Origin of the sequence: Streptomyces sp. NPDC057438 (assembly GCF_042802995.1) — a bacterium.
Taxonomy (GTDB): domain Bacteria; phylum Actinomycetota; class Actinomycetes; order Streptomycetales; family Streptomycetaceae; genus Streptomyces.
The window spans coordinates 1-25,767 of sequence record NZ_JBHVDD010000016.1 but is presented as its reverse complement, the minus strand read 5'-3'; the positions used below and the strand labels follow the sequence as shown (position 1 = coordinate 25,767).

The following is a 25,767-nucleotide window of genomic DNA, read 5'->3' as shown; positions in this document are numbered from 1 at the left end:
ACGGAGTGCGGCTCCAGGCCCTCACTGCACCGACTCGTCGGGGCAGGGCGGCCGGGACGGGGAGCGGACCTCCCGCCCCCTCACGACGACGAGGCGAAGGTCCCGCAGGGCCGTGACGTCGTGCAGCGGGTCGCCCTCGACCGCGATGAGGTCGGCGCGCAGGCCGGGTGCGATCCGGCCGGTCAGGGTCTCGACGCGCAGGGCGCGGGCGGCGCGGGACGTAGCGGCCTCCAGGATCTCCGCGGGTGGCAGACCGAGCCGGGCCATGCCGATCAGACCCTCGACGTAGGCGTGGTGGGGCGCGCCGTCGGTGCCCGCGTCGGTGCCCGCGACGATGGGGACGCCCTGCCGGTACAGCGTCGGCAGGGCGGGCAGCGGGCCGGGGGCGAGCCGGTCCCAGCGCTCGGTGAAGCGCACGCTGATGGTCGGACACACGTGGACACCGCCTGCGGCGAGCCGACGTACGAGGCCGTGATCCGGGACGATCGCGCCGGACTCGTCGAGGAAGCTGCAGTGCTCGATGGTGTGCACCCCGGCTCTCAAGGACGCCGCTATCCCCGGCGTGCCGTGCGCGTGCGCGGCGACGGGGACACCCGACCGCGTCGCCTCATCGACGACAGCCGCGAGCTCCCGCTCCGTGAACTGCCCCTGGGACGAGGCCGATCCCCGCGTCAGCGCCCCGCCGGTGGCCATGATCTTGATGAGATCGACACCGGCCCCGGTCTGTTCCCGTACCGCCTGCCGCAGCGCCTGTTCACCGACGTGGGCTCCGCCCATGAACCAGCAGTGCCCGTCCGGTACGGTCAGCGGCGCTCCCGACACGACCAGTGCCGGCCCGGTGGCGAGGCCCGAGCGGATCGCGTCGCGCACGCGTACCCCAAGGCCCCCGGGCGCGCCGAGGTCCCGGGCGGTGGTCACGCCCGCGGACAGCAACTCGCCGGCGTTGCGCAGCATGAGCGCGTACAACTCATCCGAGGAGGCTGCCCGCATCCGGGCCATGGCGCCGGGCGCGCCGTCCAGCGCCAGATGGACGTGGCTGTCGATGAGCCCGGGCAGCAGCGTGAGCGGCCCGAGTTCCACATGCTCACTCCGTCGGCGCAGCTGCCACGGGACGTCCTGGGCGGGCCCCGCCCATCGGACCAGCTCCCCGTCCACGAGCACTCCGCCGTACCGGATGCATCTGCCCCGATCGCCGGTGATCAGCCGGTCCGCCGTGTAGTACCTGATCATGGATACTCGTCTCTGCCGGGGGCGCGCACCGGCAACCGGAGACCGCGCCCAGGATTTCGGGGGCGGGCGCTCCTGGCTTGGGACGCTCATGGACCGGGGCGGGACCGCGTTCCCTCCCCCCACCCCGGCCGACCGCCGTCAGTAGTTGCCCAGACCACCGCACACGTTCAGGGCCTGAGCCGTGATGGAGGCGGCGAGATCGTCGGCGAGGTAGCCGACCAGGCCCGCGACCTCCTCGGGGGTCGAGTAGCGGCCGAGGGGGATCTTCGCCTGGAACTTCGTCAGCACCTCGTCCTCCGTGGTGCCCCAGTGCGCCGCGTAGCCCTGGCGTACCCGGGCCGCCATCGGCGTCTCCACATAGCCGGGGCAGACGGCGTTCACGGTGATGCCGGATTGGGCGAGCTCCTTGCCGAGCGCCTTCGTGAAACCGATGACGCCGTGCTTCGACGCCGAGTACGGGGCGGCCAGTTCGACGCCCTGCTTGCCGCCGGTGGAGGCGATGTTGATGATGCGGCCGTGGCCGCGCTCCAGCATGCCGCCGCGCGACAGCACCTCGCGGGTGATACGGAAGACGCTGTTGAGGTTGGTCTCGATGACCGCCTCCCACAGCTCGTCGGGAAGTTCGGCGGTCACCCCGCCACCGCCGCGCCCCGCGTTGTTGACGAGGACGTGGAGGGGCCCGAAGCGGTCCACCGCGGAGCGGACCAGGCGCTGCACGTCCGACTTCGACGTGACGTCGGCGGCGATGCCGTCGGCCTCGAAGCCGCGGCCGCGCAGCTTGTCCACGACGGTGGCGACCGTCTCGCCGTCCCGGCCGCACAGGAACACCGCGTGCCCCCGCTCCGCGAGCAGTTCGGCGACAGCGAAGCCGATGCCGCTCGTGCCACCGGTGACCAGAGCCACCCGCCGCTGTCCGGCCTGCGCGTTCTCCTGCTGAGCGGTTGCTTCTGCCACGGCCATGCTGGGTCCTTTCGCCTTGACGTTCAGGGAGGTTCGGTGCGGTGCGCCCGCGTGGGTGGTTCAGTGCGCGGGCCGGTACAGCACCTGCCGCAGGGCGCGCTCGATCTCGGCCGCCGGGTCCGGATGTGTCCCCGTGCACCGCCACGCCACGAACCGGTCGGGCCGCACCAGGGTGGCCCCGTCGGCACCGATGCCGTAGGCGGCGGAGAACGCCCCGTCCGTATCGAGCAGTTCGGTGCCGGGACCGACCCGGTGCACGTGGATGGCGACGCCGAGCGCGTCGGCCGAGGCGGCGGCGCCCTCGGCCCACGCCGCGCCGTCCGGCCCGGTGAGCAGCACGAACGCGTGACCGAAGAGGGCGGTCGTCGAGGTGGTGGAGCCGTCCGACCGAGTGAGAGGGACGTACGGGGCGTGGGAACCGGGCCGGCCGGTGGGCCGGGCGGGGTTCTCGAACAGTTCGCCGTCGTCGTCGGGTTCGAGGAGCACGGCCCCCTTCGGGAAGCGGTAGCCGAACGCGACGACCGGCGGCGGCAATGCCACGGCCAGCGACTCGTCCGCGAGCTCGGGCGAGATACGGTCCACGAGGTTCGTGAACTGCTGCTCCACCAACTCCTCGGCGTACGGGCGGCGTTCGGCGTCGTGGCTGTCGAGCAGTGCCTCGCCCGCCGTGCCCCGCAGCACGGCCGCGAGCTTCCAGCCCAGGTACAGTCCGTCCAGATAGGCTGTGTTGCCGCCCATACCGCCGGTCGGCGGCATCACGTGCGCGGCGTCGCCGACGAGCAGCACACGACCCTCGCGGAAGCGTTCGGCGACCCCGCAGGAGATCTCCGTCTCGCTGATCTCCTCGATCTTCAGCGGGGTGTCCGGGATGCCGAGGTCGGAGCGGATCTGCGCGGCGACGGTGTCCTCGTTCGTCCACCAGCCGTCCGGCAGTTCGGGCGTGAGGTTGCGGAAGTACCCGTACAGGCCGGGCACCTCGGTGTTGAACAGGACCGCGCGACCCACGTGCAGCGCGGTGAACCGGCGGCCGTCCGCGGCGCCGTCCGTGTGGGACAGCGGCTCGCTCAGATCGGCCTCGAACAGGACGCGCAGCACCTTCCCGACCGTGCCCCGGCCGCGCACCGCGATGCCGAGGGACTGCCGGATGGCGCTACGCCAGCCGTCCGCCACCACCAGGTACCGCGCCCGGATCACCCGCCGCTCGCCGGTCTCGGTGTGCTCGGTGACCGCGGTGACCCCGTCGGCGTCCTGGGTGAGCGAGATCAGCCGGGTCGAGAAGCGCAGCCGCGCGCCGAGTTCCGCCGCTCGGTCGGCGAGCACGGCCTCCACCGCGGACTGGCTCGCGGTGCCCCAGTCCTCCGGGGACACATGCCGCATGCTCAGTTGGTCGCCGCTCATCAGCGTGCGCAGCACCGGGCCCGAGAGGGTCTTCGCGACGACCATGTGGAAGTCGCTGCGGTACGCGCGGCCCCGTTCCCGCACGGTCTCGGCGGCGCCCGCAATGGCCAGCGCCTCCATCGTGTGCGGGTACTGGCCGGTGGCCTTCACCGCGGTCGACGTGCTCGGGTGGCGCTCGACCACCAGCGCGGGTACGCCGTGCAGGCCGAGGAAGACGGCCGTGCTGAGGCCGCCGGGGCCCGCTCCGGCGACGAGGACGGGCACGGTCTCGTCGGGCTCGGATCCGGGCGCGGGCATCGGTGGGCCGGCCGGATCCGGCCGCTGTGCTCTCTGTGTCATGGTGACGGGCTCCCTCGGGGCTCAGGGGACGAGGACGACACGGCCCAGCTGGGTACGGCTCTCGATGACCCGGTGGGCCTCGGCCGCCTCGGTCAGCGGCAGCGTGGTATGCACGGCGACCCGCAGACCGCCCGACGCGACCAGCCGGACCAGCTCGGCGCGCGCCTCCGCCACCCGTACCGGGTCGGCCTTCGCCCAGGCGTCGAGCGAGGAGCCCACCACGTAGGTGAGGCCGAGGAGTTCGGTCATCGCCACCTTCGCGACCTCGCCGTCGGCGCCCGCGAAGCCGTAGTAGACGAGCCGCCCGTACGGCTTGAGCAGCTTCAGGCCGTCCTTGAACACGTCGCCCTCGACGCTGTCGAGCACCACGTCGACGCCCTGGCCGCCGATGAGTTCGCGGACCTTGTCCGCCCAGTCGGCCTGCCGGTAGTCGACGACGTCGTCGGCACCGTGCGCACGGACGAAGTCCGCCTTCGCGGGCGAGCCGACCGTGCCGATGACCCGGCCCGCGCCGCGCGCCTTCGCGAGCTGGGTGACGAGATGGCCGATCGCGCCGGCCGCGGCGTGCACGAGCACCGTGTCGCCCTTGGCGACCCGGGCCGCGTCGAGGACGCTCCAGGCGGTCTGCGCGGTGGAGCCGAGCGCGGTCGCGGTGGCCGCGTCGAGGTCCTCGGGTACGACGACGAGGCGTTCGGCGTCGACGACGACCGCGTCCGCGTACGCGGCGGGCACGCCGTACGCCACGACCCGGGTGCCGGGCGCGGGGCCCTCGGTGTCCGGGCCGAGCGCCTCGACCCGGCCCACCACGTCGCCGCCCGGGCGGCCGGGCAGCGGGGAGGGGAACGGGGCGGTGCCGCCGCGCAGTTGTGTCTCGATGAAGTTGACACCGACGGCCTCGGTGCGCAGCAACAGCTGACCGGGGCCGGGGGTGGGCACGGGTACGTCCTCGACGCGCAGGACGTCGGGGGAGCCGTGCTCGTCGTAGCTGATCAGTCGCATGGGAACCTCGCGGTGCGGTGACGGGAGTGGGCTTCGCGGGTACGGCGCGCCAAGGGCGTCCGGGGTCACATGGACAGGACGACCTTGCCGTTGACCTCGCGGGAGTACAGGGCGCCGATCGCGCGCTGCGGGTCGGTCCAGGGCATCAGCAGGCCCGGTTCGGCCACCAGCTTTCCGGCGGCGACCAGGTCCAGCAGGAGAGCCAGGTCGGCCGGTACGTCGCGCCGGGTGACCTCGTCGAGCAGGAACAGGTACTCGATGCGCACGCCCGGGCGGGCGTGGCCCCAGTCGGCGGGCAGGCGCAGCTCGGCGCGGACCGTGTTGCCGAAGACGGTCGCCACGCCGCCGCGGCGCAGGAGCCGGTATCCCGTGCTGAACACCTCGCCGCCGACACTGTCGACGAGGATGTCGACGGGGGTGGTGGGCGGCTCGTCGTAGCCGGCGACGACTTCGGCGCCGAAGTCGTCGAGCCCCTTGCCGCGGGCCGGGGAACCGACCCAGGCGGTGACCTCGCTGCCGCCCGCGCGGGCCAGTTGTACGGCCACGCGGCCGACTCCGCCGCTCGCGCCGGTGACGAGGGTGCGCCTGCCCAGGAGCCAGCCGGCCTTCCGGAGCGCGTAGAGGGCGGTGAGGCCGGCAACGGGGAGGGTGGCCGCGTCGGTGTCGGTGACGCCGTCCGGGATGACCGCCAGGCGGTCGGTGCGGACCGCGGCCAGTTCCGCCCAGGCGTTGTTCGCCGCAAGGCCGGTGACGCGGGCGCCCATGGGCGGGCCGCTGCCGTCGGACGCGGGGCGCAGGACCGTGCCGACGACGTCCAGCCCCAGGGAGGAACCGATCGGACGGCGGGCCGCGAGGAGGAGATCGGCCCTGTTCAGGGCCGTCGCGTGGACCTCGACAAGTGCCTCGTCCGGGCGGGGGCGGGGGTCGATTACGGACCGCAGCTCGACGGTGAGCGGATCCACGGCGGTGGTGACCAGAGCCTTCAACGTTTTCCTCGCGGGCAGACGGGTGCGGTGGGTTCTCCCAGGTATAGGCGGCGGCGCTGGATTCCTGGTCCAGCGGCCATGGGGCGGGCCGACACGGTGCCGGGCGCCGCTGCCGGCCGGCGGGGCAGAAGGAACCGGCCCGCCCCGGGGGATGAGGGGCGGGCCGGTATCGGGGGAGGGAGTGGTCAGGCAGGGGTGGATTGCGGGAGGGCGTCGGTGTCCTCGGTGGGCTGCTTCGGGGGTGCCTCCGCGCGGAAGGAGCCGGGGAGGGCCAGGGCCGCGAGGGCCGCGATCACGGTGAAGGCGATGATGACCCAGTACGAGCCGCCGTACGCCCCCGCGGGATGCCCGCCGGACGTGCCGAGTCGCTCCTGCAGGGTGATCGCGATGGCCGCGATGCCGAGCGCGCCGCCGATCTGGTTGAAGATGAACAGCGCGCTGGTGGCCCGGGGCGCGCTGGCCTCGCCGACGGCCTTGTACATGAAGGCCATCGTGCCGGGCGCGGTCAGACCGATGCCGTACCCGGTGAGGCCGAGGGCGACGGACAGCAACGCGGAGTTCGTGTCGGAACCGATCTGCGAGAAGGCGAGCGCACCGAGTGCGGTGACGAGCATGCCGACCGTGGAGGTGAGCCGCGCGGTGACCTTGTTCGCCGTCTTGCCGGAGGTGATCGCACCGGCGGCGCCGAGGATACCGGAGGGGATCAGCAGCAGACCGGCGTGCAGGGCGCCGAACCCGCGGGACTGCTGGTAGTACAGCGGGGTCAGGAGCAGCAGGGCGTTGGCGACGGCGCCGACGAAGAACATCGTGATGACGGCCATGGTGAAGCCGCGCTTGCCGAACATACGCAGGTCGATGAGCGGCGTGACCGAGGTGCGCAGCGCGTGCACCGCGTACCCGACGAGCAGCAGCACACCGGCGACGAAGGCGACGAGCACCTTCGGGGACGACGCGTCACCGGAGTGCGCGGCCGTCGTGAAGCCGTAGACCAGCGCGGCGAAACCGGGGGAGAGCAGCGCCAGGCCGAGGACGTCCAGGCGCTCCTCGGGGCGGCCGGCGTGCTGGTCGGCGGGCAGGGTGCGCAGCGCGAGCAGCAGGGCGATCAGACCGATGGGCAGGTTGATCAGGAACATCCAGCGCCAGCTCACGGCATCCACGAGGACGCCGCCGAGGACGGGGCCGAGGATCGGGCCGAGGGTGAGGGGCAGTGAGATGAGCGCCATGGCCTTGGCGACCCGCGCGGGGCCCGCGGTCGTGGCGAGGACGCTCTGCACGACGGGGACGATCATGCCGCCACCGAGGCCCTGGAGCACCCGGAACGCGATCAGCGACTCGATGGACCAGGCGAAGCCGCTCAGGACCGAGCCGAGCACGAACAGGGAGACGGCGGCGAGCCACATCGTCCGGCCGCCGAAGCGGTCGACGGCCCAGCCCGCGAACGGTGTGGCGACGGCGACGGCGAGCAGGTAACCGGCGGTCACCCACTGCACGGTCGCGAGCGGCGAGCCGAACTCGCCGCTGAGCGTCTTCACGCCGACGTTGACGATCGTCTCGTCGAGCAGCGCCATCAGCAGCGCGAGCAGCAGGACAGCGGCCATGCGCATGAACGCCGGGTCGAGTTTGTCGTTTACCTCGGCGGCACTCTCCGCCGCCGCTGGAGCGGTCTGCGAGGGATCGGGTGTCGTATCGGGTGCCGTGGACGATTCGGGAGTTCCGCGTGTCATGCGTACCGCCTGGGGTCGATGCAGTCGGGGACGGGCGCGGAACGACACCGCGCTCAGTGCGCTCACCACACTAGAGGTAAATGCAGGCGCCTGCATCTAATTTTCGGACAGATCTCTGCTTGCCTTGCTGATGATTGGTCCACTGGGGCAGGCTGTGAGGGAAAGCGCTTGGAAAATGCATGCGTAGACATGGTTTATGCATGGAGTTAGTTATAGTGGAGGGGGAGCGAACGAAGGGGAGGCGGACATGTCGGCCGATGACCGTGGAGGGCGTCCCGGTGAGTTCGACCTGTGGCGCCGGATGACGCTGATGGTCGGTCAGCTCAATCAGTCGCTGGAGAGGATGCTCGCGAGCGAGCACCAGATCTCGCTGCCCGAGCTGATGGTGCTGATCGAGCTGCGGCACGGTCACGAGCGCGGCACCCGGGTGCAGGAGCTGTCCACCGCGGTCGGGCTCGATCAGTCGTCCATGAGCCGGCTCGTCACCCGCCTGGAGAACAAGGGCCTCACGACCCGGGTTTCCTGCGAGCACGACCGTCGCGGCGTGTACTGCATGCTGACGCCCGCGGGCGCCGAGCGCGGTGAGCAGGCCGAGGCCCGCTGCCGTGAGGAGCTGACCGGACTGCTCGACGTCGCGTCGTTCGACGACCGTTGGGCATCCCTCGTCTCCCGCTTCCGGCACACCGCGGCGGGAGCCGCCACCCCTTAAGCGCCTCACCCCCTCCTTTCGGCCCTGTCCGTGAAGGAGACCAGCGTGAAACTGTCCGTCCTGGACCAGTCCGTCGTGCCGGAGGGATCCACCCCGGCCACCGCCCTGCACAACTCCCTGAACCTGGCACGTCTCGCGGACCGGCTCGGCTACCACCGTTACTGGTTCGCCGAGCATCACGCCACGCCCTCCTTCGCGAGCCCCGCCCCGGAGATCATGGCCGCCAGGGTCGCCGCCGAGACGCACCGCATCCGGGTCGGCTCCGGCGGGGTGCTGCTGCCGCACTACAGCCCGCTGAAGGTCGCCGAGGTGTTCCGGGTCCTCGGTGCGCTCTCGCCCGGCCGGATCGACCTCGGTGTAGGCCGCGGTATCGGCGCCGGGAGCATCGAGGCGCACGCGCTCGCCCCGGGTACCTCCGGAGGTGGGGACGACGGGGACTTCCCCGGCAAGCTCGCCGAACTTCTCGCCTTCCTGCACGGCGGCTTCCCCGAGGGGCACCCGTACGGGCGCATCCAGCTCATGCCCACCGCGGGCGCGCCCGAGGTGTGGCTCCTGGTCGCCAGCCCGCAGAGCGCCGAACTGGCCGCCCGGCTCGGGCTGCCCGTGTCCATAGCGCACTTCGGCCGGCCGCAGGTCACCCGCTCCGTCGTCGAGGCGTACCGCGGCGCCTTCGACAGTCACGACGGGTCGCGGCCGCGTGTGCAGATCGGTATCGGCGTGTACTGCGGGCCCACGGAGGAGGAGGCCCGGCGGGTCTTCGCCAGTCAGCGGCTGTTCCGGCTGCGCATGGGCCGTGGGCTGCTGCTGCCGCTGCCGTCGCCGGAGGCCGCGCTCGACGGCCTGCGCGGCGAGGCGGAACCACTCGCGGACGAGGTGGCCGAGTGGCCGAGGTGTGTGGTCGGCGATCCGGACCATGTCCACAAGGAGCTCACGTCCATGACCGAGGCGCTGGAGATCGACGAGTTCATGGTGCTCTCCACGATCCACTCCCCCCGGGATCGCATGCGTTCCTACGAACTGCTCGCGCGGCGCTTCGGGCTGACCGAGGAGGGCGGCGGCGACCGCGCCGCGTGACGCGAAGGCGGACGGCCGACCGAAGAATGTCCTGAACCATATGGCACACCGGCTCGCTGAATGTGGCCTGGATCACACGACGGCGGCCCCTTGCGCAAGCACGTTCTACTGTGGCGCTGTGCACGGCTGACCGTGTACAGGGGGACCGACGGGGCAGGTGTGCGCTTGAATGGGGAACTCGCTTCGATCTACGACTTCCGGATACTCGGGCCCCTGGCGGTCCGCGCAGGGGGAAGAGAACTGACCGTCTCGTCCCCCAAACAGCGGGTGCTCCTCGCGTCCCTGCTGCTGCGGGCCGACCGGGTGGTCACATCCGACGAACTCATCCGAAGGCTCTGGGACGACCGGCCACCACGAGACACCCGCGCCGCGCTGCACGTCCACACCACCCGGCTGCGGGCACTGCTGCGCGAGTCACTGGACGTCGGCGACCCTCCGGTCATCGAGACCCACCCGGGCGGCTACCGGCTCGCGATGGATCCGGCCGCCCTCGACCTCACCCGCTACCGGAAGGCCGCCGACGAGGCCCGCCTCGCCCGCGGCCGAGGGGACACCGCCCGGGAACTGGACGCCCTGGAACGAGCACTCACCGAATGGCGCGGCGACCCCTTCGAGACCGTGCCCTCCGCGTCGCTCCAGACCGAGGCCGTACCGCAGCTCGCCGAGGAACGCCTCACGCTCGTCGAACGGCGCTTCGCGCTCGTCCTCGACCTCGGCGGCAGTGCCGACATCATCCCGCAGCTTCGCGCGCTCGCAGCCGAACACCCGGTGCGGGAACGGCTTCGCGAGTACCTGATGCGGGCTCTGCACCGCACCGGGCAGGTCGCCGCGGCGCTGGAGGAGTATCGGGACTACTACCGGATGCTCGACCGCGAACTCGGACTCCCTCCGGGGCAGGAACTCCAGGAGCTGCACCGGCAGCTGCTCGCCGAGACCGGCGAGCTCCACACCCCCCAGGCCGGACCCTCGGGCCGCCGCGCGTACGCGGTGCGTGAGGTGCACCGAACCGCCGGGGTGCAGCCCACCAACCCCAGCGCGCCATGGGTGGTGCAGCGCCAACTCCCACCCGAGGCAACCCACTTCGTCGGACGGGAGGAGCTGCTGGAGGAGGTCGTCGCCGCACTCACGCCCCGTCAGCGCGCGGCCGTGCCCCTGGTCAGCCTCGTCGGCCCACCCGGGGTCGGCAAGACCGCGCTCGCGTTGCGGGCCGCGCACCGGCTCAGTCCGGCCTACCCAGACGGACAGTGGTACATCCGCCTCCACGACGCCCGCGGCGGAGCCCGGCCCGTGCACGACATCATCGCCGAGCTGCTGCACGCCTCCGGCGCCGACGTCTCCGTCCTGCCCACCGAACGGCACCAGCTCACCGGCGTGCTCCGCAGCAGGCTCGCCGACCGGCGCGTGCTCATCGTCATCGACGACGTCAACAACAGCGAGCAGGTCCCCGACCTGCTGCCGGGTTCTCCGAGCTGCGCCGTGCTCGCCCTGCACCGCGAGTACCGGCCCGACCTCGTCGCCGTCTACGGCGCACGCAGCTTCACCCTCGACCTGTTGTCGCAGAAGGAGGGCGAACAGGTGCTCACCGCCGTTCTCGGCAGGGCCCCGGAGACCCTGTGCGCCAGGGCCGTCACCGAACTCGTCGAACTGTGCGGCCGGCTTCCGCTCGCCCTGCGCATCGCCGCCGGACACCTGGCCGGACGCCCCTGGCGCTCCGTCGAGTCCTTCGCCGAGGCGCTGCGCGAGGGCGACCCGCTGGAACTCCTCGCCCTCGGCGACAGCCCGTCGACCGCCGTACGCGCCGCGTTCAGCGTCGCCTACGAGTCGTTGCCCGCACTGTCCCGACGGTTCTTCCGACTGCTCGGCGTCGTCGGCGACATGGCCTTCACCGCCCGTACCGCCGCCCAACTCGCCGACTGCGAGACCCAGGTGGCCGACCAGCTCCTCGACAAGCTCGCGGCGGCCCAGCTCATCGAGGTCTCGTCCCAGGACACCTACCGCTTCCACAGCCTCATCGCCCTGTACGCGGCCGAGCGGAGCATCGAGGAGGACGGTCCCGCCGACCGGAGGCAGGCCCTGAACCGGCTGTGCCGCTGGTACCTGTGCCGCACGGACGAGGCCGTACGGTCCTGCTACCCGGGCTTCCTGCGGGTGTTCCGGCCCGGCCCCCACGGTCCGGACATCGAGGTCGAACCCCGCGCCGCGCAGGAGTGGCTGCGTGTCGAACAGTCCAATCTCGTCGCCCTGGTCGTCCGCGCCGCCGACGAGCACCTGGACGAGGTCTGCGTCCGGCTCGTGGACATGCTCCGCGGCTACTTCACCCTCGGCCGGCTCCAGACCGACTGGCTCACCATCGCCCAGGCCGGGTTGCGCGCCGCGCGCTCGCTCGGCGACCAACGGGTCACCGCCGTGATGCGGCTCAGCGTCGGACTCGCGCTGCAGGGTCTCAACCGGCTCCCGGACGCGGCCCGCGAACTGCGCCTCGCACACAGGGAGTTCATCCGGCTCGGCGTGCGCGACTTCGAGGCCGTCACCGTCAACGCCATCGCGATGAACCAGCTCCAGCGGCCCACCAAGCACATCGACAGCGCCGTCACCCTGCTGGAACGCGGCCTGGAGATCAGCCGGCATCTGGAGCTGCGGCATGTGGAGGCCCGCGGACTGATGTACCTGGGCATGGCCCGGCACAGCCAGGGCCGGCTGCACGCGGCCCGAACCCATTTCAGCCGCGCCGCCGCGATCCTCGACGAGGACGGCGTCCAGCGCTCCCGCCCCGAGGTGCTGGCCCGGCTCGGTGCCGTCCATGCCGACCTGCGCGAATGGGACGCGGCCATGGCCAACCTCAGCCTCGCGCTGTCGCTCAGCAAGGAGTTCAACGCCCCCCACTCGACCGTTCTCGCCTCCTACGGGCTCGCCCAGGTCTACGCCTGCAACAGCTATGTCGACCTCGCGTACCAGCATGCCGAGAGTGCCGTCGTCATCGCCCGCGACCACGGCTATGTCGCGCTGGAGGCCAACGCCCGCAACACCCTGGGCGGGCTGCACCTCATCCGGGGCAGATCCGCCGACGCCCGCGAGGAGTTCACTCGCACTCTTGCCATCGCCGAACGCATCGGCCACCCCCAGTCCGAGGCCCACGCCCTCATCGGTCTCGGGCGGCTCGAACTGGCGGGCGGCCGGCCTGCCGAGGCCTACCAGCTCGGCACGCGTGCGATCACCGTCGCCGACGGATCCGGGCTGCTCCTCCTCCGTGCCCAGGCCGAGGAGCTGTGCCGACGCACCGGCAACGCCCCCGGCCGGGAACCCCCGGAGTCCGCCGGTGAAAGGCCCGCGGACGGCAGCGGCACGGACCTGCCCGAGGTGTCCGGCAGCCTCCGCGCACTGTTTCCGGAATGCAGTGCGTGAAGGGGGCAGGAGCAGTGACAGGGGGCGCCCTTCGCCGAGGGCGCCCCCTGAGCGTTCCGGGCCGCTCTCGTCAACGCCGTGTTGCGGTTGCATGACGGCTGCGCCCCGCGGCGCCGTGCGCAAGGAGATGCCCTCCGGGCTGAAAGGCCGCGGAAAGTGAGGTGCAAGATCCAGCGGCCACGATGGTGCTGTAACCCGTCAAGCCAGCCCTGGAGGCGAGATGTACGCACGAATCCTCGGCACGCTCACCCTCTCCGACGGCCTGCGTACCGTCACCCCGCGGGCCCCGAAGCAGCGTCAGCTCCTGAGCCTGCTCCTGCTGCACGCCGGGCAGGTCGTTACCGTGGACGAATGCGTGGACGAGCTGTGGGCGGACTCGCCCCCGCACAGCGCCCATTCCACACTCCAGACGTACGTGATGCAGATACGTAAGACCCTCAGAAGCGCCGCCTCCGTCACCGGCGCCCCCGCGGAGATGTACCTGGAGACCCGTGACCGCGGCTACCTCCTCGCCGTCGGCGCCGGTCAGCTGGACCTGCACCAGTTCGAGAAACTCGTCGAGCAGGCATCCCTCGCCCGCATCGTCGGCGACCACACCCGCGAGTCGGAACTGCTGCACCGGGCGCTCGGACTGTGGCCGGGCAAGGCGCTCGCCGACGTGACCTGCGGACCGCTGCTGCGCACCCGGCTCAGCGGACTGCGCGAGACCCGGCTGGGCGCCCTCGAACAGCGCATCGACGCCGACCTGAGGATCGGCCGCCACCACCAGCTCATCGGCGAACTCCGCGTGCTCACCCGGCAGTACCCCACGTACGAGAACCTGCACGCTCAGCTGATGATCGCCCTCTCCCGGTCCGGGCGCACAGCCGACGCCCTGGAGGTTTTCGCCGGGCTCCGCCGCACCTTCAGCACCGAACTCGGTTTGGAGCCCTCGGCCCGGGTCCGGGAGCTGCACTCCGATCTGCTCAACTCCGTGCCGGTGAGGGAGTCCGTGTACCTGCCGGGGCCGGACAGCACACCCGTACCGCTGCGCACGGCCGGCTGAGTCCCAGCCCGAGGCGTACGCGTGGACCCGGACTCCACGCCTGCTCCACCGGAACCGGCGAAGGTGGCCCGGACCCCGGCGCCCGACAGGCGCCGACGAAGCACAGGAGGAAGACCGTGACACGGACCGCACCTCCGGACACCCACACCGTGTCCGACCTGGACTACGCGGCCATCACCCAGTTCTACGCCGGACACGCGCAACTGCTGGACGCAGGCCGGGCGGAGGAATGGGCCGAGCAGTTCACCGAGGACGGCACGTTCGCCCAGAACGTCAAGCCCGGCGTCAAGCGCGGCCGGGCGGACATCGCCGCCGGCATGCGCAAGGGCATCGACGCGCTCGCCGCACGCGGTCTGACCCGCCGCCACTGGTTCGGCATGGTCGCCGCCGAGCCCGTCGAGCCCGGTGTCGTGCGCACCCGCTACTACGCCGTCGTGTTCGAGACCCCGAAAGGCGGCGAACCCCGGCTGTACCTGAGTACGACCGCTGAGGACGTCCTGGAGCGCCGAGCCGGGACTTGGTTCGTCCGCAGCCGCTACATCAGTCACGACGGCGCCGAGACCGTCACCGGACGCGAAGCCGTCGCCGGAGCCGGGGCATGAGCGGCCTGTTCGACCCGATCCCGTTCGGCGGCCTCACCCTGCCGAACAGGCTCGTCATGTCCCCGATGGGCCGCGGCCGCACCACCGCCGACGGCACACCGCTGCCGGTCATGGCCGAGTACTACGCGCAGCGCGCCGCCGCCGGACTCATCATCAGCGAGGCCACCCACCCGAGCCCGGTCGCCGTCGGCCACGCCCACAGCGTCCGGCTGCACACCGCCGAACAGGCCCGCGCCTGGGCCCGGGTCGTCGACGCCGTGCACGATGCGGGCGGGCGGATGTACCTCCAGATCATGCACGCGGGCCGGGTCAGCCACCCCGACCTGCACGGCGAGACCCCCGTGGCGCCGTCCGCCGTCCGGGCCGATGGCATCGCCCGGGTCTTCGACGGCAAGCCCGCCTACCCGGTACCGCGGCCCCTGACCCGCGACGACATCGACGCCACGATCGAGGACTTCGTGCGCTGTGCCCGCACGGCCGCCGGCATCGGCTTCGACGGTGTCGAGATCCACGGCGCCAACGGCTATCTGCTGCACCAGTTCCTGTCGCCGGTGACCAATGCGCGCGAGGACGAGTACGGCGGCGACGCCGAGGGCCGCATCCGGTTCCCCGCCGAGGTCGCCCGGGCCGTCGCCGCGGAGATCGGGCCGGAACGCACCGGCATCCGGCTCTCCCCGGGTTTCCCGCTCAACGACATGTCCGAACCGGACCGGGCCGAGGTGTACCCGGTGCTGCTGGACGCGCTCGCCGCACTCGGCCTCGGCCATGTCCACTTCGTCGCGGGCAGCGATCCGGACCTCGTCCACGAGCTGAGCCGACGGTGGCCGCACACCGTCGTCATCAACGCCGGCACCGGACCGCTCGACGCCGACGGCACGCTCGCCGCCGCCGACAAGGCCCTCGCCCACGGTGCCGGCCTCCTGTCCTTCGGCCGCCAGTTCCTCGCCAACCCCGACCTGCCCGAGCGGCTGCGCACCCGCGCCCCGCTCAACGCCTGGAACCCGCGGTTCTTCTACGAGGGCGGCGGCCAGGGCTACACCGACTACCCGGTCCTCGCCGCCAGCGCGGCGGGCACCGCGAGCTGACCGGCGCCCGCCGTACGGCACCGCGCCGGCGGAACGCCCCACGACCACCTGCCCACGAGCATCCACCCGAGGAGACCACCATGGCCGTTGTGTTCGTCAACAAGCTCACCCTGATCGGCGACGCCGAGAAGTTCGAGAACCTCTACGAGGCCGTCGGAGCCTTCATGGAGACCCAGCCGGGCCTCATCCGCTACTCCCTCGTACGGTCCACCAAGGACGACTCCGTCTACTTCAACATCGCCGAGTGGGACGACGAGGAGACCTTCCGCAAGGCCCTCGCGGAGCCGGAGTTCCGCCGCCGGCTCGACGCGCTCACCGGACTCATCAAGGGCGAGCCGCACCTGAGCCTGCCGGTGCGAGAGGGCCAGGCCGCCCAGGTCTGAGCCGGACGGGACCAAGGGCCGGCACGTACGCTACGCGCCGGCCCGCGGTGTCCCGAGCGGACGCGCTCAGCGCACACCACCGTCCACGCGCAGCACCTGACCATTGACGTAACTGCTCTCCGGCGAGGCCAGGAACAGCACCGCCTGGGCCACCTCGTCGCCCGTACCGGGGCGCCCGGCCGCGAGCGACGGGGCGAGCTTCGGCCACAGCGCCTCGTTGCCGATGAGCGCCTTGCCCATGCCGGAGTCGATGTAGCCCGGCGCCACGCAGTTCACGGTCACCCCGTCCGCGGCCAGCTCCAGCGCGGCGACGGCGGTGAACGCCTCGACGGCCGCCTTCGACGCGCAGTACGCCGCGGCGCCCGGCATGGCCCGCGAACCCAGGAGGGAGGACATGGTGACAATCCGGCCGCCCGGCGTCTCACGCACGTACGGCAGGGCCGCCCGCACGGTGTGGAACACGCCGTGCAGGTTCGTGTCGACGACCTCGCTCCAGTGCTCCACGGACAGCGCGGCGACCGGGCCCGGGCGGCTCAGGCCCGCGTTCGCCACCACGATGTGCGGACCCCCGTACCGCTCGTGGACCGTGTCCATCAGCGCCGCCACCGAGTCCGGTGCGGTCACGTCCGCCTTCAGTGCGATCAGCCCGTCGCCCGGGTCGTCCGGGACCTCCCGTGCGGCCACCACGACGGTGGCGCCCGAACCGGCGAGTGCGAGCGCCACGTCCCGGCCGAGCCCCCGGGTCCCCCCGGTGACGACGGCGGTCCTGCCACGCAGTTTCATCTCTCCTCCACAACCTCGGCTTCGGGACTTCGCCGAGCATGTGCGGCACGGCTCGCGCCTCGGCGGAGGAGGACTGGAGAAGCCCCGGTGCGGGAGATCGTCCGCGGGCGGCGTCCAGCGCACCTGGAGTCCCGCTCCAGCGGGCGCCGGAACGCTCCGGGGCATGAACACCGCCGTACCGGGGCGCCCGGAGCCGTACCAGCCGTCAGGCCGGGCTGCGCAGGGGGCGGCCGCCGTTGAAGGCGACCATCTCGCGCATCGCCGGCGCCGACTCGATACGGGCGCCGGGCGCGCCGCCGCCCGCCTCGTGGTAGGCGCGGTGGAGGTTGCCGACCAGCCGCTCGCGGTCCAGCAGGGCGGCGAACGCGCCCTCGTCGGCGCGCATCGCCGATTCCAGAGGGCTCAGCCCGTCCGCGAGACCCCGCTGGGCGAGCGCCGCGACCCAGCGCAGGTAGTCCTCGGTGAACGAGAGCAGTTCGGGCCCGCCGACGGGGCCGTGCCCCCCGACGACGACCAGCGGATCGAGCTCCCGCAGCCGAGCGAGCGCCGCGAGGGACCCGGCAAGCGAACCCATCAGCACGAACGGCGCGGCCCCGGAGAACACCAGGTCGCCCGCGAACAGCACTCGCCGCTCGGGCAGCCACACCACCAGATCGTCCGAGGTGTGCGCCACACCGGGATGGATCAGGTGCGCGGTGATGCCGCCGAGACACAGGGTGGCGCCCTCGCGCAAGGTCAGCGTCGGCAGCACGGTCGGGGTGTGGCCCCACTCGACCTGCGGCCACATCGACTGCAACGCCGTGCCCTTGCGCAGCAGTTCGGCGGGACCGGCCTCATGGCTGACAAGCAGCGTGTGCGGGCCGGAGAACACATGGTTGCCGAAGGTGTGGTCGCCGTGGTGGTGGGTGCTCACCAGGATCCGGCGCGGGCCCGGCGCCAGCGAGTCCACGGCCTCCCGCAGCGCGCGTGCCCGTTTCTCGGTGGCCGCCGTGTCGACGACGAGGACGGTGTCCCCGCCCACGACGATCCCGGCGTTGTTCACACACCAGCCGGCTGGTTCCTGCACATAGGCGTGCACCCCTTCGGCCACCGTCACCACAGTCCCCGGCATGACCCCTCCACCTGTTCCGCGCAACCTCGGCTCCGTGCTCGTCCATTGGGCCGACAACCGGTGGAGCGTCGCTGGAAGGGCCACGGAAGCCGCACCTGAACCACCGCTCCAGGCGAAGAAAGGACACACGATGGAATTCGGCGTGCTCGGGGGGCTGTCCGTCGAGGACAGCGATGGCCGCCATCTGCCCACCGCGCCCAAGCAGCGCCAGCTGCTCGGACTGCTGCTGCTCCACGCGGGCGAGGTCATGCCCGCCCGAACCTGTGTGACCGAGATCTGGGGCGAGCATCCGCCGCCCAGTGCCGCCACCACCCTGCAGACGTACGTGATGCACCTGCGCCGGCTGTTGGCCCGCATGCCGTCCGTCGGCTCCCGGGAGGCGGCCCGCGACCGGCTCAGGACGACCGGGCAGGGCTATCTCATGGTCGTCGAGCCGGAGGAGCTGGATCTGCTCAGGTTCGAGCGGCTCGTCGAACAGGCGGGACGGGTCGCCGACGACGACGCCACCGTGGAGCGGCTGCTGCGCGGCGCGCTCGCCCTGTGGAATCGGCCGGTCCTCGCGGACGTGCGCACCGGACCGGTGCTCCGGTCCGCCGTCACCCACTGGGAGCGGCGCCGTCTGGAGGTCCACGAGATGTACCTCGATGTGCGGCTCCGGCTCGGACGCCCCCGCGAGGTGCTCGCCGAACTCGCCGTCCTCACCCGCCACCACCCCACCCACGAAGCCCTCCACGCCCGCTACATGACCGCGCTCCACCAGACCGGGCGGGCCGGTGACGCGCTCGACGTCGCGTCCCGGCTCACGAGCCGGCTCGCCCGCGACCTGGGCGTCGCGCCGGGACCCGTGATCGGGCGGCTGCAGGCCGCGATCCGGCGCGGGTCCGGCGTCGTCGTCCCCTTTCCGCCCGTCCCGTCGTCCGTGCCCGGCCGGCGCCGGCCGTAAGGAGTCCATCCCGTGCCCGTACCCCTGCAACGCGACCCCGACCTGACCCGCGCCGTCCTCACCCACTGGTTCGGCACCCGTTCGGCCGAGATCGGTGCGGTCGAACTCGGACCCGTCACCGTGCCGAAGGAGGCCGGGTTCTCCGGTGAGATCCTGCTGTTCGACGCCGAGTGGACCGAGGCCGGGGTGTCCCGGCGGCGACCGCTCGCGGTTCGGGTCGCCCCGACCGGACACCGGGTCTTTCCCGAGGACCTGTGGGACGACCAGGTGCGGCTGCTGAAGCTGCTCGGCGACACCGGCCTGCCCGTACCGCTGGTGCTGTGGGACGAGCCCTCCGCCGAGTACCTGGGCGCGCCGTTCCTCGTCATGGAACGCGTCGACGGGCAGGTTCCCGCCGATCTGCCCTCCTACCACCGGCAGGGCTGGCTGACCCTGCTGCCGCCCGCGGACCGGGCCGCCGTGTGGAACGGGGGAGTGGACGCGCTCGCCGCCGTCCACCGCCTCGACCCGAAGGAGGCCGGGGCCGACTTCCTCGACCGGCCCGAGTTCGGACCCACCGGCCCAGCCCAACTTCTGCGGCACTTCACGCATCACCTGGACTTCTACGGGGTCGCCGAGGACAACACGACCGCGGCTGACGCCCTCGACCGGCTGCGCGCCCAGGTGCCCGACGACGGAGGACCGGTGTCGCTGCTCTGGGGCGACGCCCGGATCGGCAACATCATCTACGCCGGGACGCGGCCCGCCGCACTGCTCGACTGGGAGATGGCCGCACTGGGGCCCGCCGAGGCCGACCTCGCCTGGTACCTGCACATGGACAGGCATCTCAGCGAGGGGATCGGGGTGCCTCGGCTCGCCGGGCTGCCCGGCCGGGCCGAGACCGTGGCCCGCTGGGAGGAGCGCGTCGGGCGCCCCGCTCGCGACCTCCCGTACTACGAGCTGTTCGCGGCGTACCGGTTCTGCGTCGTCACCGCGCGTGTGGCCCGGCTGCTCGACGAAAGCGGCATCCTGCCCCCCGGCACCGACTTCCCCCTGCACCGCAACGCGACGGCGCTGCTGGCGAAGGTGCTGGACGAGAACAGCCGCACTGCCCCCTCCAGAGGGTATGGACCCGCCCTCCAGCGTCCTTCGAAAGCCTGAGCGGGCAAGGGAGGAGCTGCACACCCATGGCGATCGATGACGAACTGTTCCGCGCGATGTTCAGCGCGCACCCGGCCGCGGTCTGTGTCGTCACCGCCGCCGGCCCCGACGGCGGGCCGAGTGGTCTGACGACCAGCGCCGTCACCTCCGTGTCGATGGACCCGCCGTTGCTGCTCGTGTGCGTGGGCACCGGGTCGCGGACCCTCGCCGCCATCCGGCACTCGGGCGGCTTCGCGGTCAACTTCCTCGCCGTGCACAACGAACGGCTCTCGGAGCGCTTCGCCGGCAAGAGCGCCCAGAAGTTCGCCGGTCTCGACTGGCGGCCGTCCGGGCGGGCCGCGCAAGCCCCCCTGTTGCCCGCGCACCATCTCAGCGCCGCCGCCGAGTGCCTCGTGCACCAGGAGATACCGGCCGGCGACCACTGCGTCTTCCTGGGCCGGATCGAAGGCGCTGTCGTGCACGGCCGCGCGCCGATGCTCTACCACGAACGCGACTACATCCATCTGCCCGCACCGGCTCTGTCCGGGACCGCGACCGCCGACTAGCCGGCCGTCGCGGGCCTCGGCCGCGCCACACGCACTGTCCGTCCAGCCATCACATCGAGGGGACCCCATGAAGTTCGGCATCAACCTCTTCCCCACCGTGGGACCTGCGGAGAAATCCGCCGGACAGCACTTCGAGGAGTCGCTCCGGCTGGCCGAACTCGCCGACGAACTGGGCTTCCACCACGTCAAGACCGTGGAGCACTACTTCCACGAGTACGGCGGCTACAGCCCGGACCCGGTGACCTTCCTCGCCGCCGCCGCGGCCCGCACCCGCCGGATCCGCCTCGTCACCGGCGCCGTGCTGCCCGTCTTCACGCACCCGCTGAAGCTCGCCGGCAAGCTCGCCATGCTCGACAACATCTCCCGGGGCCGCCTGGACGTCGGCTTCGGACGGGCGTTCCTGCCCGACGAGTTCACCGCGTTCGAGATCTCGATGGACGAGAGCCGGGCCCGCTTCGACGAGGGCGTCGAGGCGGTCCGCCGGCTCTGGGCGGAGGAGGATGTCGTCTGGGAGGGCACCTTTCACCGCTTCGGCCCGGTCACCATGCTTCCGCGTACCTGGCAGCGCCCGCATCCGCGCATCCTCGTCGCCACCGCGAAGACGCCCGCGTCCGCGGAGGCGGCGGGCCGCGCCGGGCACGGTGTGATGCTCGTTCCCTCCATCAACCCCCGCGAACAGGTGCAGAAGACGCTCGCCCTGTACCGCGACGCCGCCTCCGCCGCGGGCTTCAAGCCCACCGAGGAGGACATCCACATGAGCTACAACTGCTACCTCGCCGAGGAGGGCCAGGAGGCCCACGAGAAGGGCAGGCAGGCCTCCGAGCGGGCCAACCAGGCCCTCGCGTCCGCGGTCTCCGCGTGGCGCGAGACCCGCAGCACCGACTACCCCGGCTACGAGAAGATCGTGGAGAAGGCCGGCCGCGGCGACTTCGACCGCGCCGTCGCCGAACGCAAGGCGCTCGTCGGCACCCCCGACGAGGTACGGGCCGCGATCGACGAGATCCGCGGCTGGTTCGGCGACTTCACGATCAGCCTCCAGGTCATCTCCGGTGCCATGCCCTTCGAGGAGTCGGCCCGCACCATGCGCCTGTTCGCCGAGCACCTTCTGCCGCACTACGCGTCGAACGACTGAGGACGGACCGCCGATGGTTTCCCTGCGTACCGAGCACGGCCGCACCGGCCCGGGCGACGGCACCGGCGGCGAGGACCGTATGTCCCGCGCCCGCACGTTCCGTTCGGACGGAACCGGCGGGCCGGGCCGGAAGGCAGCGGACGGAGCCGACGCGGCGTCCGCGCGGCCCCGCCCCCGCCCGCTTCGCTGGGTGGCCGCCGCGGCGGGCCTCGTGCTGTTGGCGATGGCCCTCAACGCCCTGGTCACGAACGACGCGTTCCGCTGGGACGTCGTCGCCAAGTACCTCTCCGCGGACGCGGTGCTCGCCGGACTCGGTACCACGCTGTGGCTGACCGCGGTCGCCTTCACCGGCGGCTTCGTCCTCGGCACCGCGCTCGCCGTGATGCGGCTGTCCCGCAACCCGGTCCTCGTGACGCTGAGCTTCGGCTACACCTGGCTGTTCCGCTCGGTGCCGATGCTCGTGCAACTGCTGTTCTGGTACAACATCTCCCTGCTGTACCCCGAGTTGTCGCTCGGTATCCCGTTCGGGCCCGCGTTCACCGAGTTCTCCACCGAGCGGATGATCAGCGGCCTCACGGCCGCCGTCATCGGGCTGGTCCTCCACGAAGCCGGGCAGCTGGCCGAGATCGTCCGGGCCGGCATCCTGTCCGTCGACCGCGACCAGACCGAGGCCGCGGAGGCCCTCGGCCTCGGCGGCTGGCGGACCTTCCGCCGGATCGTGCTGCCGCAGGCCATGCCCGCGATCCTGCCGCCCGCCGGCAGTCAGATCATCGGACTACTGAAAGGCACATCCATCGTCAGTGTCATCGCCGTGCAGGACCTGCTGTACGCGACCCAGCTGATCTACAACCGCAACTACCTGGTCATCCCGCTGCTTTTGGTGGCCACGCTCTGGTACCTGCTGCTGACCACGCTGCTCAGCGTCGTCCAGCACTTCGTCGAACGCCGCTACGCCACGGGGGACCGAGGATGATCGAGGCAGTCGGTGTCCACAAGTCGTTCGGCGGGCTGACCGTGCTGGACGACGTCTCGCTCACCGTTCCCGAGTCCACCGTCACCTGTGTCATCGGCCCCTCCGGGTCGGGCAAGAGCACCCTGTTGCGGTGCGTCAACCGGCTGGAGCGCATCGACGCGGGACGCATCGTCGTCGACGGCGAACTCGTCGGCTACGAGTGGCGTGGCGACCGGCTCTACGAGCGGCCGCGCCGCGCGGTCGCCCGGCAGCGGACCCGTACCGGCATGGTCTTCCAGAACTTCCGGCTCTTCCCGCACATGACGGTCCTCGGCAACGTCACCGAGGCCCCGCGTGCCCTTCTCGGGCTGAGGCGCGCCGCGGCCGAGGAACGGGCCCGCGACCTGCTCACCCGGGTCGGCCTCGACGGGAAGGAGACCTCCCGCCCGCATCAGCTCTCCGGCGGGGAGCAGCAGCGGGCCGCGATTGCGCGGGCCCTCGCCATGGAACCGAGGGCGATGCTGTTCGACGAGCCGACGAGCGCGCTCGACCCCGAACTCACCCGGGAGGTGCTGACGGTGATCCGGGAGCTCGCCGACGGCGGGATGACGATGATTGTTGTCACGCACGAGATGAGGTTCGCCCGGGAGATCGCCGACCAGGTCGTCTTCATGGACAACGGCCGGGTGGTCGAGACGGGCCCGCCGGAGGAGGTCTTCGACGCCCCGCGCAACGACCGCACGGTCCGCTTCCTGGCCCGGAACTGACGTGGAGGTCACGTCGCCGGTGACTCACGTGGAGACCGCGCCGGCCGTGACTGACACGGAGGCCGCGCCGCCCGCAACCGACGGGAGGCCGCTCCCGGTTCCCCCCTTCTCACTGTGCCCCACCCGTCCCAGAACAGAGCCCAGCACCGTCGAGGAGACACCATGCCCCGAACCCCGGCCGCGCGCCCCACGGGCCTGCGCGGACGTCGCCCGCGCACCACTCAGGCTCTCGCCACGGCAACCCTGTTCACCCTGCTCCTCGCGGCCTGTGGCTCCGGTACGGAGGAGATCCCCGAGGACACCCGGGCCGCCGACCTGGGCCGCGAGGACGTCGTCTCGGCGGTCCACGAGGAATCCGCCATCTCCGCGGCGCTGCCCGCGAAGCTGCGCGAGTCGGGGGTGCTGCGCATCGGATCCGGCATCGGCGTGCCCCCCGTCGCGTTCAGCCCCGAGGACGGCGGCCCGCCGCGCGGCGTCGACATCGACGTCTCCGAGGCCGTGGCCCGCGTCCTGGGACTGAAGGTGGAGCGCAAGCACGTCAGCGGCGCGTCCCTCATCACCGGCCTGAACGCCGGCCGCTACGAGCTCGGCACCGCGAACCTCGCCGTGACCGAGGAGCGCAAGCAGGTGCTCGACTTCGTTCTCTACGTCACCGACGGCACCGGCTTCGCCGTGCGGGACGACAGCGAGCTGAAGAAGGTCGACGACCTCGGTCAGCTCTGCGGACTGCGCGTCGGGACCGGCACGGGGACGACGTTCGAGGCGGACCTCGAGGCGGCGAGCAAGGAATGCGCGGCCGACGACAAGGAGCCGATCGAGATCAGTACCTACCCGGACGCGGCCGCGCACTTCCTCGCGCTGCGCCAGGGCCGGGTGGACGTGCTGATGACGACGGCCAGCGTGCTGCGCTACGCGGCCACCCAGCAGTCGGACCTGCGCTACCTCAACGAGATCGAGCGCAAGAACGTCGGTCTCGCCGTCAAGAAGGGCTCCCCGCTCGCCGAACCCCTGAAGGAGGCGGTGAACCAGCTCATCGAGGACGGCACGTACGCGAAGATCCTCAAGAAGTGGCAGCTGGAACCGGCGGCCATCGAGAAATCGGTCGTCAACCCGCCGGCGCAGCCCTGACCCGGGTCACAGGGGCAAGAGGGCAAGAGGACCAGAGGACCAGAGGACCAGAGGGCAAGAGGGCAAGAGGTAGGAGGAGACAAGGGGCGGGCCGCTGCGGACAAGCGGCCCGCCCCGGCCCGTTCCACCGCCGCGCCGCCGCGCCGCCGCGCGCCGTGGTCCCGGGTGCCGCCCCGACCCGCTCGGCGAGCATGCGCCACATGCGCGGCGCGGTCACCCGGACCCCGACTCTCCCGCGCCCGTACCCGTGAACTCCACGATCGCGCAGCTCCAGGTGAAACCGGCGCCGACCCCGAACAGCAGGCCCAGTTCACCGGCGCGCGCCCGGCCGGACTCGGCGAGGAATGCGAGGCCCGCGAACTGGTCGCCGGCCCCGAGGTGACCGACCGAGCGGCCCCACCGCCAGGTGGTGCGCTCCTCCGGGATGCTCCAGCGGCGCAGGAACGTCGAGTTCAGTCGGCCGCGCCCGAAGTTCGGCAGCACGAACCAGGAGAGGTCGGCGAGCGTGCAGTTCGCCTCGGCGAGCGCCCGCTTCAGCGTTTCGTCCTGCCCGGCCGTGATCCGGGCGACGCTGTACGACCGGCCCGTGTCCTCGATGAACGCCCGCTGCAGCAGCCCCAGATCGATCGGCTGCCGGACCGCGAACGGCACCGGCGAGAACGGGTCCCGCCCCCGGTGCATCTGCTCGAGATCGGCGTCCGACACGGTCACGAGGCTGCGCAGCCGCGCGAAGCCCGTGCGCCCCCGGCCGAGGACGAGTGCGGTGCCGGCGTCCCCGTACACGGTGCCGGGGTCGCTGCGCCAGCGGTCGAAGCCGGGTTCGGCGAACACGTCGCCGGTGGTCAGCAGCCCGGCCGTACGGCCGGGCGCGCCGGTGAGATAGCCGGACGCGAGTTCCAGGGCGGCCATGCCCCCGTTGGAGAGCTGCTTGATCTCGATCGCGGGACACCGGTTGCCGAGCGCGTACCGCTGGACGTACGAGGCGGGGGCCCACAGGTCGTGCCCCTGGTGCTGCACGGTCGCGTGCAGCACCAGATCGATGTCGGTGGGATGCGTATCGGTACGCTCCAGCACCTGCCGTGCCGCTCCCACCGCGAGTTCGGGCGCGGACGCGCCCGTCGAGACCGCCACGGAGGCGATCCCGCTGCGGGTCACGGTGCGCTCGTCGCACCGCCCGTCCCGCAGCGCCTCCGTGGCGGTGGTCCTGCCCTCCAGGTGCACGGCGGCCCCGGCGATGTACAGGTCGTCGAACCTCATGTCCCGATGCCCTTTCACCGGCTGTCCAGGGGAACCCCGCGGACACCGACGGCCGCCGGTCCGGGTGGTGCCC

At 72.0% G+C, this 25,767-nt stretch carries 23 protein-coding genes; 14 read left to right on the top strand and 9 right to left on the bottom strand.

Annotated features, from left to right (window positions below):
* Positions 1-21 precede the first annotated feature (21 nt).
* From ACFU5F_RS12185 to ACFU5F_RS12160, 6 genes are all read right to left on the bottom strand, one after another.
* Positions 22-1,230 (bottom strand): amidohydrolase family protein, encoded by a 1,209-nt coding sequence (locus tag ACFU5F_RS12185; RefSeq protein ID WP_383885656.1) that lies wholly within the window; start codon positions 1,228-1,230, stop codon positions 22-24.
* A gap of 138 nt (positions 1,231-1,368) precedes the next feature.
* Positions 1,369-2,190, bottom strand: a complete 822-nt coding sequence (locus ACFU5F_RS12180) for an SDR family NAD(P)-dependent oxidoreductase (RefSeq protein WP_383885653.1) — start codon at positions 2,188-2,190, stop codon at positions 1,369-1,371.
* A 60-nt stretch (positions 2,191-2,250) separates the two neighbouring features.
* Positions 2,251-3,927 carry an FAD-dependent monooxygenase gene (locus tag ACFU5F_RS12175; protein ID WP_383885650.1) on the bottom strand — a complete coding sequence of 559 codons (1,677 nt, stop codon included), beginning with the start codon at positions 3,925-3,927 and terminating at the stop codon, positions 2,251-2,253.
* Positions 3,928-3,948: 21 nt separating this feature from the next.
* Positions 3,949-4,926, bottom strand: coding sequence for a zinc-binding alcohol dehydrogenase family protein (locus ACFU5F_RS12170; protein WP_383885647.1), 978 nt, complete (start codon positions 4,924-4,926; stop codon positions 3,949-3,951).
* A 65-nt stretch (positions 4,927-4,991) separates the two neighbouring features.
* On the bottom strand, positions 4,992-5,912 hold the full coding sequence (locus ACFU5F_RS12165) for a zinc-binding dehydrogenase (protein ID WP_383885645.1): 921 nt from the start codon (positions 5,910-5,912) through the stop codon (positions 4,992-4,994).
* Positions 5,913-6,097: 185 nt separating this feature from the next.
* Positions 6,098-7,636 carry a DHA2 family efflux MFS transporter permease subunit gene (locus tag ACFU5F_RS12160; RefSeq protein ID WP_383885643.1) on the bottom strand — a complete coding sequence of 513 codons (1,539 nt, stop codon included), beginning with the start codon at positions 7,634-7,636 and terminating at the stop codon, positions 6,098-6,100.
* 247 nt (positions 7,637-7,883) lie between these two features.
* Here ACFU5F_RS12160 and ACFU5F_RS12155 point away from each other — a divergent pair, with 247 nt between their 5' ends.
* From ACFU5F_RS12155 to ACFU5F_RS12125, 7 genes are all read left to right on the top strand, one after another.
* Positions 7,884-8,345 (top strand): MarR family winged helix-turn-helix transcriptional regulator, encoded by a 462-nt coding sequence (locus ACFU5F_RS12155; protein ID WP_383885641.1) that lies wholly within the window; start codon positions 7,884-7,886, stop codon positions 8,343-8,345.
* A gap of 45 nt (positions 8,346-8,390) precedes the next feature.
* On the top strand, positions 8,391-9,419 hold the full coding sequence (locus ACFU5F_RS12150) for an LLM class flavin-dependent oxidoreductase (protein WP_383885638.1): 1,029 nt from the start codon (positions 8,391-8,393) through the stop codon (positions 9,417-9,419).
* Between the two features lie 165 nt (positions 9,420-9,584).
* On the top strand, positions 9,585-12,821 hold the full coding sequence (locus tag ACFU5F_RS12145; RefSeq protein WP_383885636.1) for a BTAD domain-containing putative transcriptional regulator: 3,237 nt from the start codon (positions 9,585-9,587) through the stop codon (positions 12,819-12,821).
* A 220-nt stretch (positions 12,822-13,041) separates the two neighbouring features.
* Positions 13,042-13,866, top strand: coding sequence for a BTAD domain-containing putative transcriptional regulator (locus ACFU5F_RS12140; protein WP_383885634.1), 825 nt, complete (start codon positions 13,042-13,044; stop codon positions 13,864-13,866).
* Positions 13,867-13,982: 116 nt separating this feature from the next.
* Entirely contained in the window at positions 13,983-14,468 is a 486-nt protein-coding gene (locus tag ACFU5F_RS12135) for a nuclear transport factor 2 family protein (RefSeq protein WP_383885632.1), read from the top strand.
* Positions 14,465-15,553 carry an alkene reductase gene (locus tag ACFU5F_RS12130; RefSeq protein WP_383885630.1) on the top strand — a complete coding sequence of 363 codons (1,089 nt, stop codon included), beginning with the start codon at positions 14,465-14,467 and terminating at the stop codon, positions 15,551-15,553. Before ACFU5F_RS12135 ends, ACFU5F_RS12130 begins: the two co-directional genes overlap by 4 nt.
* A gap of 80 nt (positions 15,554-15,633) precedes the next feature.
* Positions 15,634-15,936: an antibiotic biosynthesis monooxygenase family protein gene (locus ACFU5F_RS12125; protein ID WP_383885627.1), complete on the top strand. Its 303-nt coding sequence runs from the start codon at positions 15,634-15,636 to the stop codon at positions 15,934-15,936.
* Positions 15,937-16,002: 66 nt separating this feature from the next.
* On the opposite strand, the gene ACFU5F_RS12120 is transcribed toward ACFU5F_RS12125, so the two are convergent.
* Together ACFU5F_RS12120 and ACFU5F_RS12115 are read right to left on the bottom strand one after the other, a co-directional pair.
* Positions 16,003-16,719, bottom strand: coding sequence for an SDR family NAD(P)-dependent oxidoreductase (locus ACFU5F_RS12120; RefSeq protein ID WP_383885624.1), 717 nt, complete (start codon positions 16,717-16,719; stop codon positions 16,003-16,005).
* Between the two features lie 205 nt (positions 16,720-16,924).
* A complete protein-coding gene (locus ACFU5F_RS12115; protein WP_383885622.1) occupies positions 16,925-17,830 on the bottom strand; it encodes an MBL fold metallo-hydrolase in 906 nt (301 codons plus the stop codon).
* 130 nt (positions 17,831-17,960) lie between these two features.
* Here ACFU5F_RS12115 and ACFU5F_RS12110 point away from each other — a divergent pair, with 130 nt between their 5' ends.
* The 7 genes from ACFU5F_RS12110 to ACFU5F_RS12080 all read left to right on the top strand — a co-directional run bounded on the left by ACFU5F_RS12110 (position 17,961) and on the right by ACFU5F_RS12080 (position 24,437).
* A complete protein-coding gene (locus ACFU5F_RS12110; RefSeq protein WP_383885619.1) occupies positions 17,961-18,773 on the top strand; it encodes a BTAD domain-containing putative transcriptional regulator in 813 nt (270 codons plus the stop codon).
* A gap of 12 nt (positions 18,774-18,785) precedes the next feature.
* Positions 18,786-19,913: a phosphotransferase family protein gene (locus tag ACFU5F_RS12105; protein WP_383885617.1), complete on the top strand. Its 1,128-nt coding sequence runs from the start codon at positions 18,786-18,788 to the stop codon at positions 19,911-19,913.
* A gap of 26 nt (positions 19,914-19,939) precedes the next feature.
* Positions 19,940-20,458, top strand: coding sequence for a flavin reductase family protein (locus ACFU5F_RS12100; protein ID WP_383885616.1), 519 nt, complete (start codon positions 19,940-19,942; stop codon positions 20,456-20,458).
* A 67-nt stretch (positions 20,459-20,525) separates the two neighbouring features.
* Positions 20,526-21,590, top strand: coding sequence for an LLM class flavin-dependent oxidoreductase (locus ACFU5F_RS12095; protein WP_383885614.1), 1,065 nt, complete (start codon positions 20,526-20,528; stop codon positions 21,588-21,590).
* Positions 21,591-21,603: 13 nt separating this feature from the next.
* Complete coding sequence (locus ACFU5F_RS12090; RefSeq protein ID WP_383885611.1) at positions 21,604-22,563, top strand: amino acid ABC transporter permease; 960 nt, start codon at positions 21,604-21,606, stop codon at positions 22,561-22,563.
* On the top strand, positions 22,560-23,309 hold the full coding sequence (locus tag ACFU5F_RS12085) for an amino acid ABC transporter ATP-binding protein (RefSeq protein WP_383885609.1): 750 nt from the start codon (positions 22,560-22,562) through the stop codon (positions 23,307-23,309). The genes ACFU5F_RS12090 and ACFU5F_RS12085 overlap by 4 nt, the downstream gene beginning before the upstream one ends.
* Before the next feature lie 162 nt (positions 23,310-23,471).
* Positions 23,472-24,437 carry an ABC transporter substrate-binding protein gene (locus ACFU5F_RS12080; RefSeq protein WP_383885607.1) on the top strand — a complete coding sequence of 322 codons (966 nt, stop codon included), beginning with the start codon at positions 23,472-23,474 and terminating at the stop codon, positions 24,435-24,437.
* A gap of 213 nt (positions 24,438-24,650) precedes the next feature.
* Here the strand turns inward: ACFU5F_RS12080 and ACFU5F_RS12075 are convergent, their stop codons facing one another.
* Positions 24,651-25,694: a ketoacyl-ACP synthase III family protein gene (locus ACFU5F_RS12075; RefSeq protein WP_383885604.1), complete on the bottom strand. Its 1,044-nt coding sequence runs from the start codon at positions 25,692-25,694 to the stop codon at positions 24,651-24,653.
* Positions 25,695-25,767: the final 73 nt, after the last annotated feature.

Bases quoted from the DNA above. Each gene is read 5' to 3' on its own strand.
- ACFU5F_RS12120 (WP_383885624.1), bottom strand. From the start codon at position 16,719: ATGAAACTGCGTGGCAGGACCGCCGTCGTCACCGGGGGGACCCGGGGG.
- ACFU5F_RS12130 (WP_383885630.1), top strand. From the start codon at position 14,465: ATGAGCGGCCTGTTCGACCCGATCCCGTTCGGCGGCCTCACCCTGCCG.
- ACFU5F_RS12090 (WP_383885611.1), top strand. From the start codon at position 21,604: ATGGTTTCCCTGCGTACCGAGCACGGCCGCACCGGCCCGGGCGACGGC.
- ACFU5F_RS12080 (WP_383885607.1), top strand. From the start codon at position 23,472: ATGCCCCGAACCCCGGCCGCGCGCCCCACGGGCCTGCGCGGACGTCGC.
- ACFU5F_RS12115 (WP_383885622.1), bottom strand. From the start codon at position 17,830: ATGCCGGGGACTGTGGTGACGGTGGCCGAAGGGGTGCACGCCTATGTG.
- ACFU5F_RS12180 (WP_383885653.1), bottom strand. From the start codon at position 2,190: ATGGCCGTGGCAGAAGCAACCGCTCAGCAGGAGAACGCGCAGGCCGGA.
- ACFU5F_RS12125 (WP_383885627.1), top strand. From the start codon at position 15,634: ATGGCCGTTGTGTTCGTCAACAAGCTCACCCTGATCGGCGACGCCGAG.
- ACFU5F_RS12085 (WP_383885609.1), top strand. From the start codon at position 22,560: ATGATCGAGGCAGTCGGTGTCCACAAGTCGTTCGGCGGGCTGACCGTG.
- ACFU5F_RS12095 (WP_383885614.1), top strand. From the start codon at position 20,526: ATGAAGTTCGGCATCAACCTCTTCCCCACCGTGGGACCTGCGGAGAAA.
- ACFU5F_RS12185 (WP_383885656.1), bottom strand. From the start codon at position 1,230: ATGATCAGGTACTACACGGCGGACCGGCTGATCACCGGCGATCGGGGC.
- ACFU5F_RS12140 (WP_383885634.1), top strand. From the start codon at position 13,042: ATGTACGCACGAATCCTCGGCACGCTCACCCTCTCCGACGGCCTGCGT.
- ACFU5F_RS12075 (WP_383885604.1), bottom strand. From the start codon at position 25,694: ATGAGGTTCGACGACCTGTACATCGCCGGGGCCGCCGTGCACCTGGAG.
- ACFU5F_RS12110 (WP_383885619.1), top strand. From the start codon at position 17,961: ATGGAATTCGGCGTGCTCGGGGGGCTGTCCGTCGAGGACAGCGATGGC.
- ACFU5F_RS12175 (WP_383885650.1), bottom strand. From the start codon at position 3,927: ATGACACAGAGAGCACAGCGGCCGGATCCGGCCGGCCCACCGATGCCC.
- ACFU5F_RS12155 (WP_383885641.1), top strand. From the start codon at position 7,884: ATGTCGGCCGATGACCGTGGAGGGCGTCCCGGTGAGTTCGACCTGTGG.
- ACFU5F_RS12100 (WP_383885616.1), top strand. From the start codon at position 19,940: ATGGCGATCGATGACGAACTGTTCCGCGCGATGTTCAGCGCGCACCCG.
- ACFU5F_RS12170 (WP_383885647.1), bottom strand. From the start codon at position 4,926: ATGCGACTGATCAGCTACGACGAGCACGGCTCCCCCGACGTCCTGCGC.
- ACFU5F_RS12160 (WP_383885643.1), bottom strand. From the start codon at position 7,636: ATGACACGCGGAACTCCCGAATCGTCCACGGCACCCGATACGACACCC.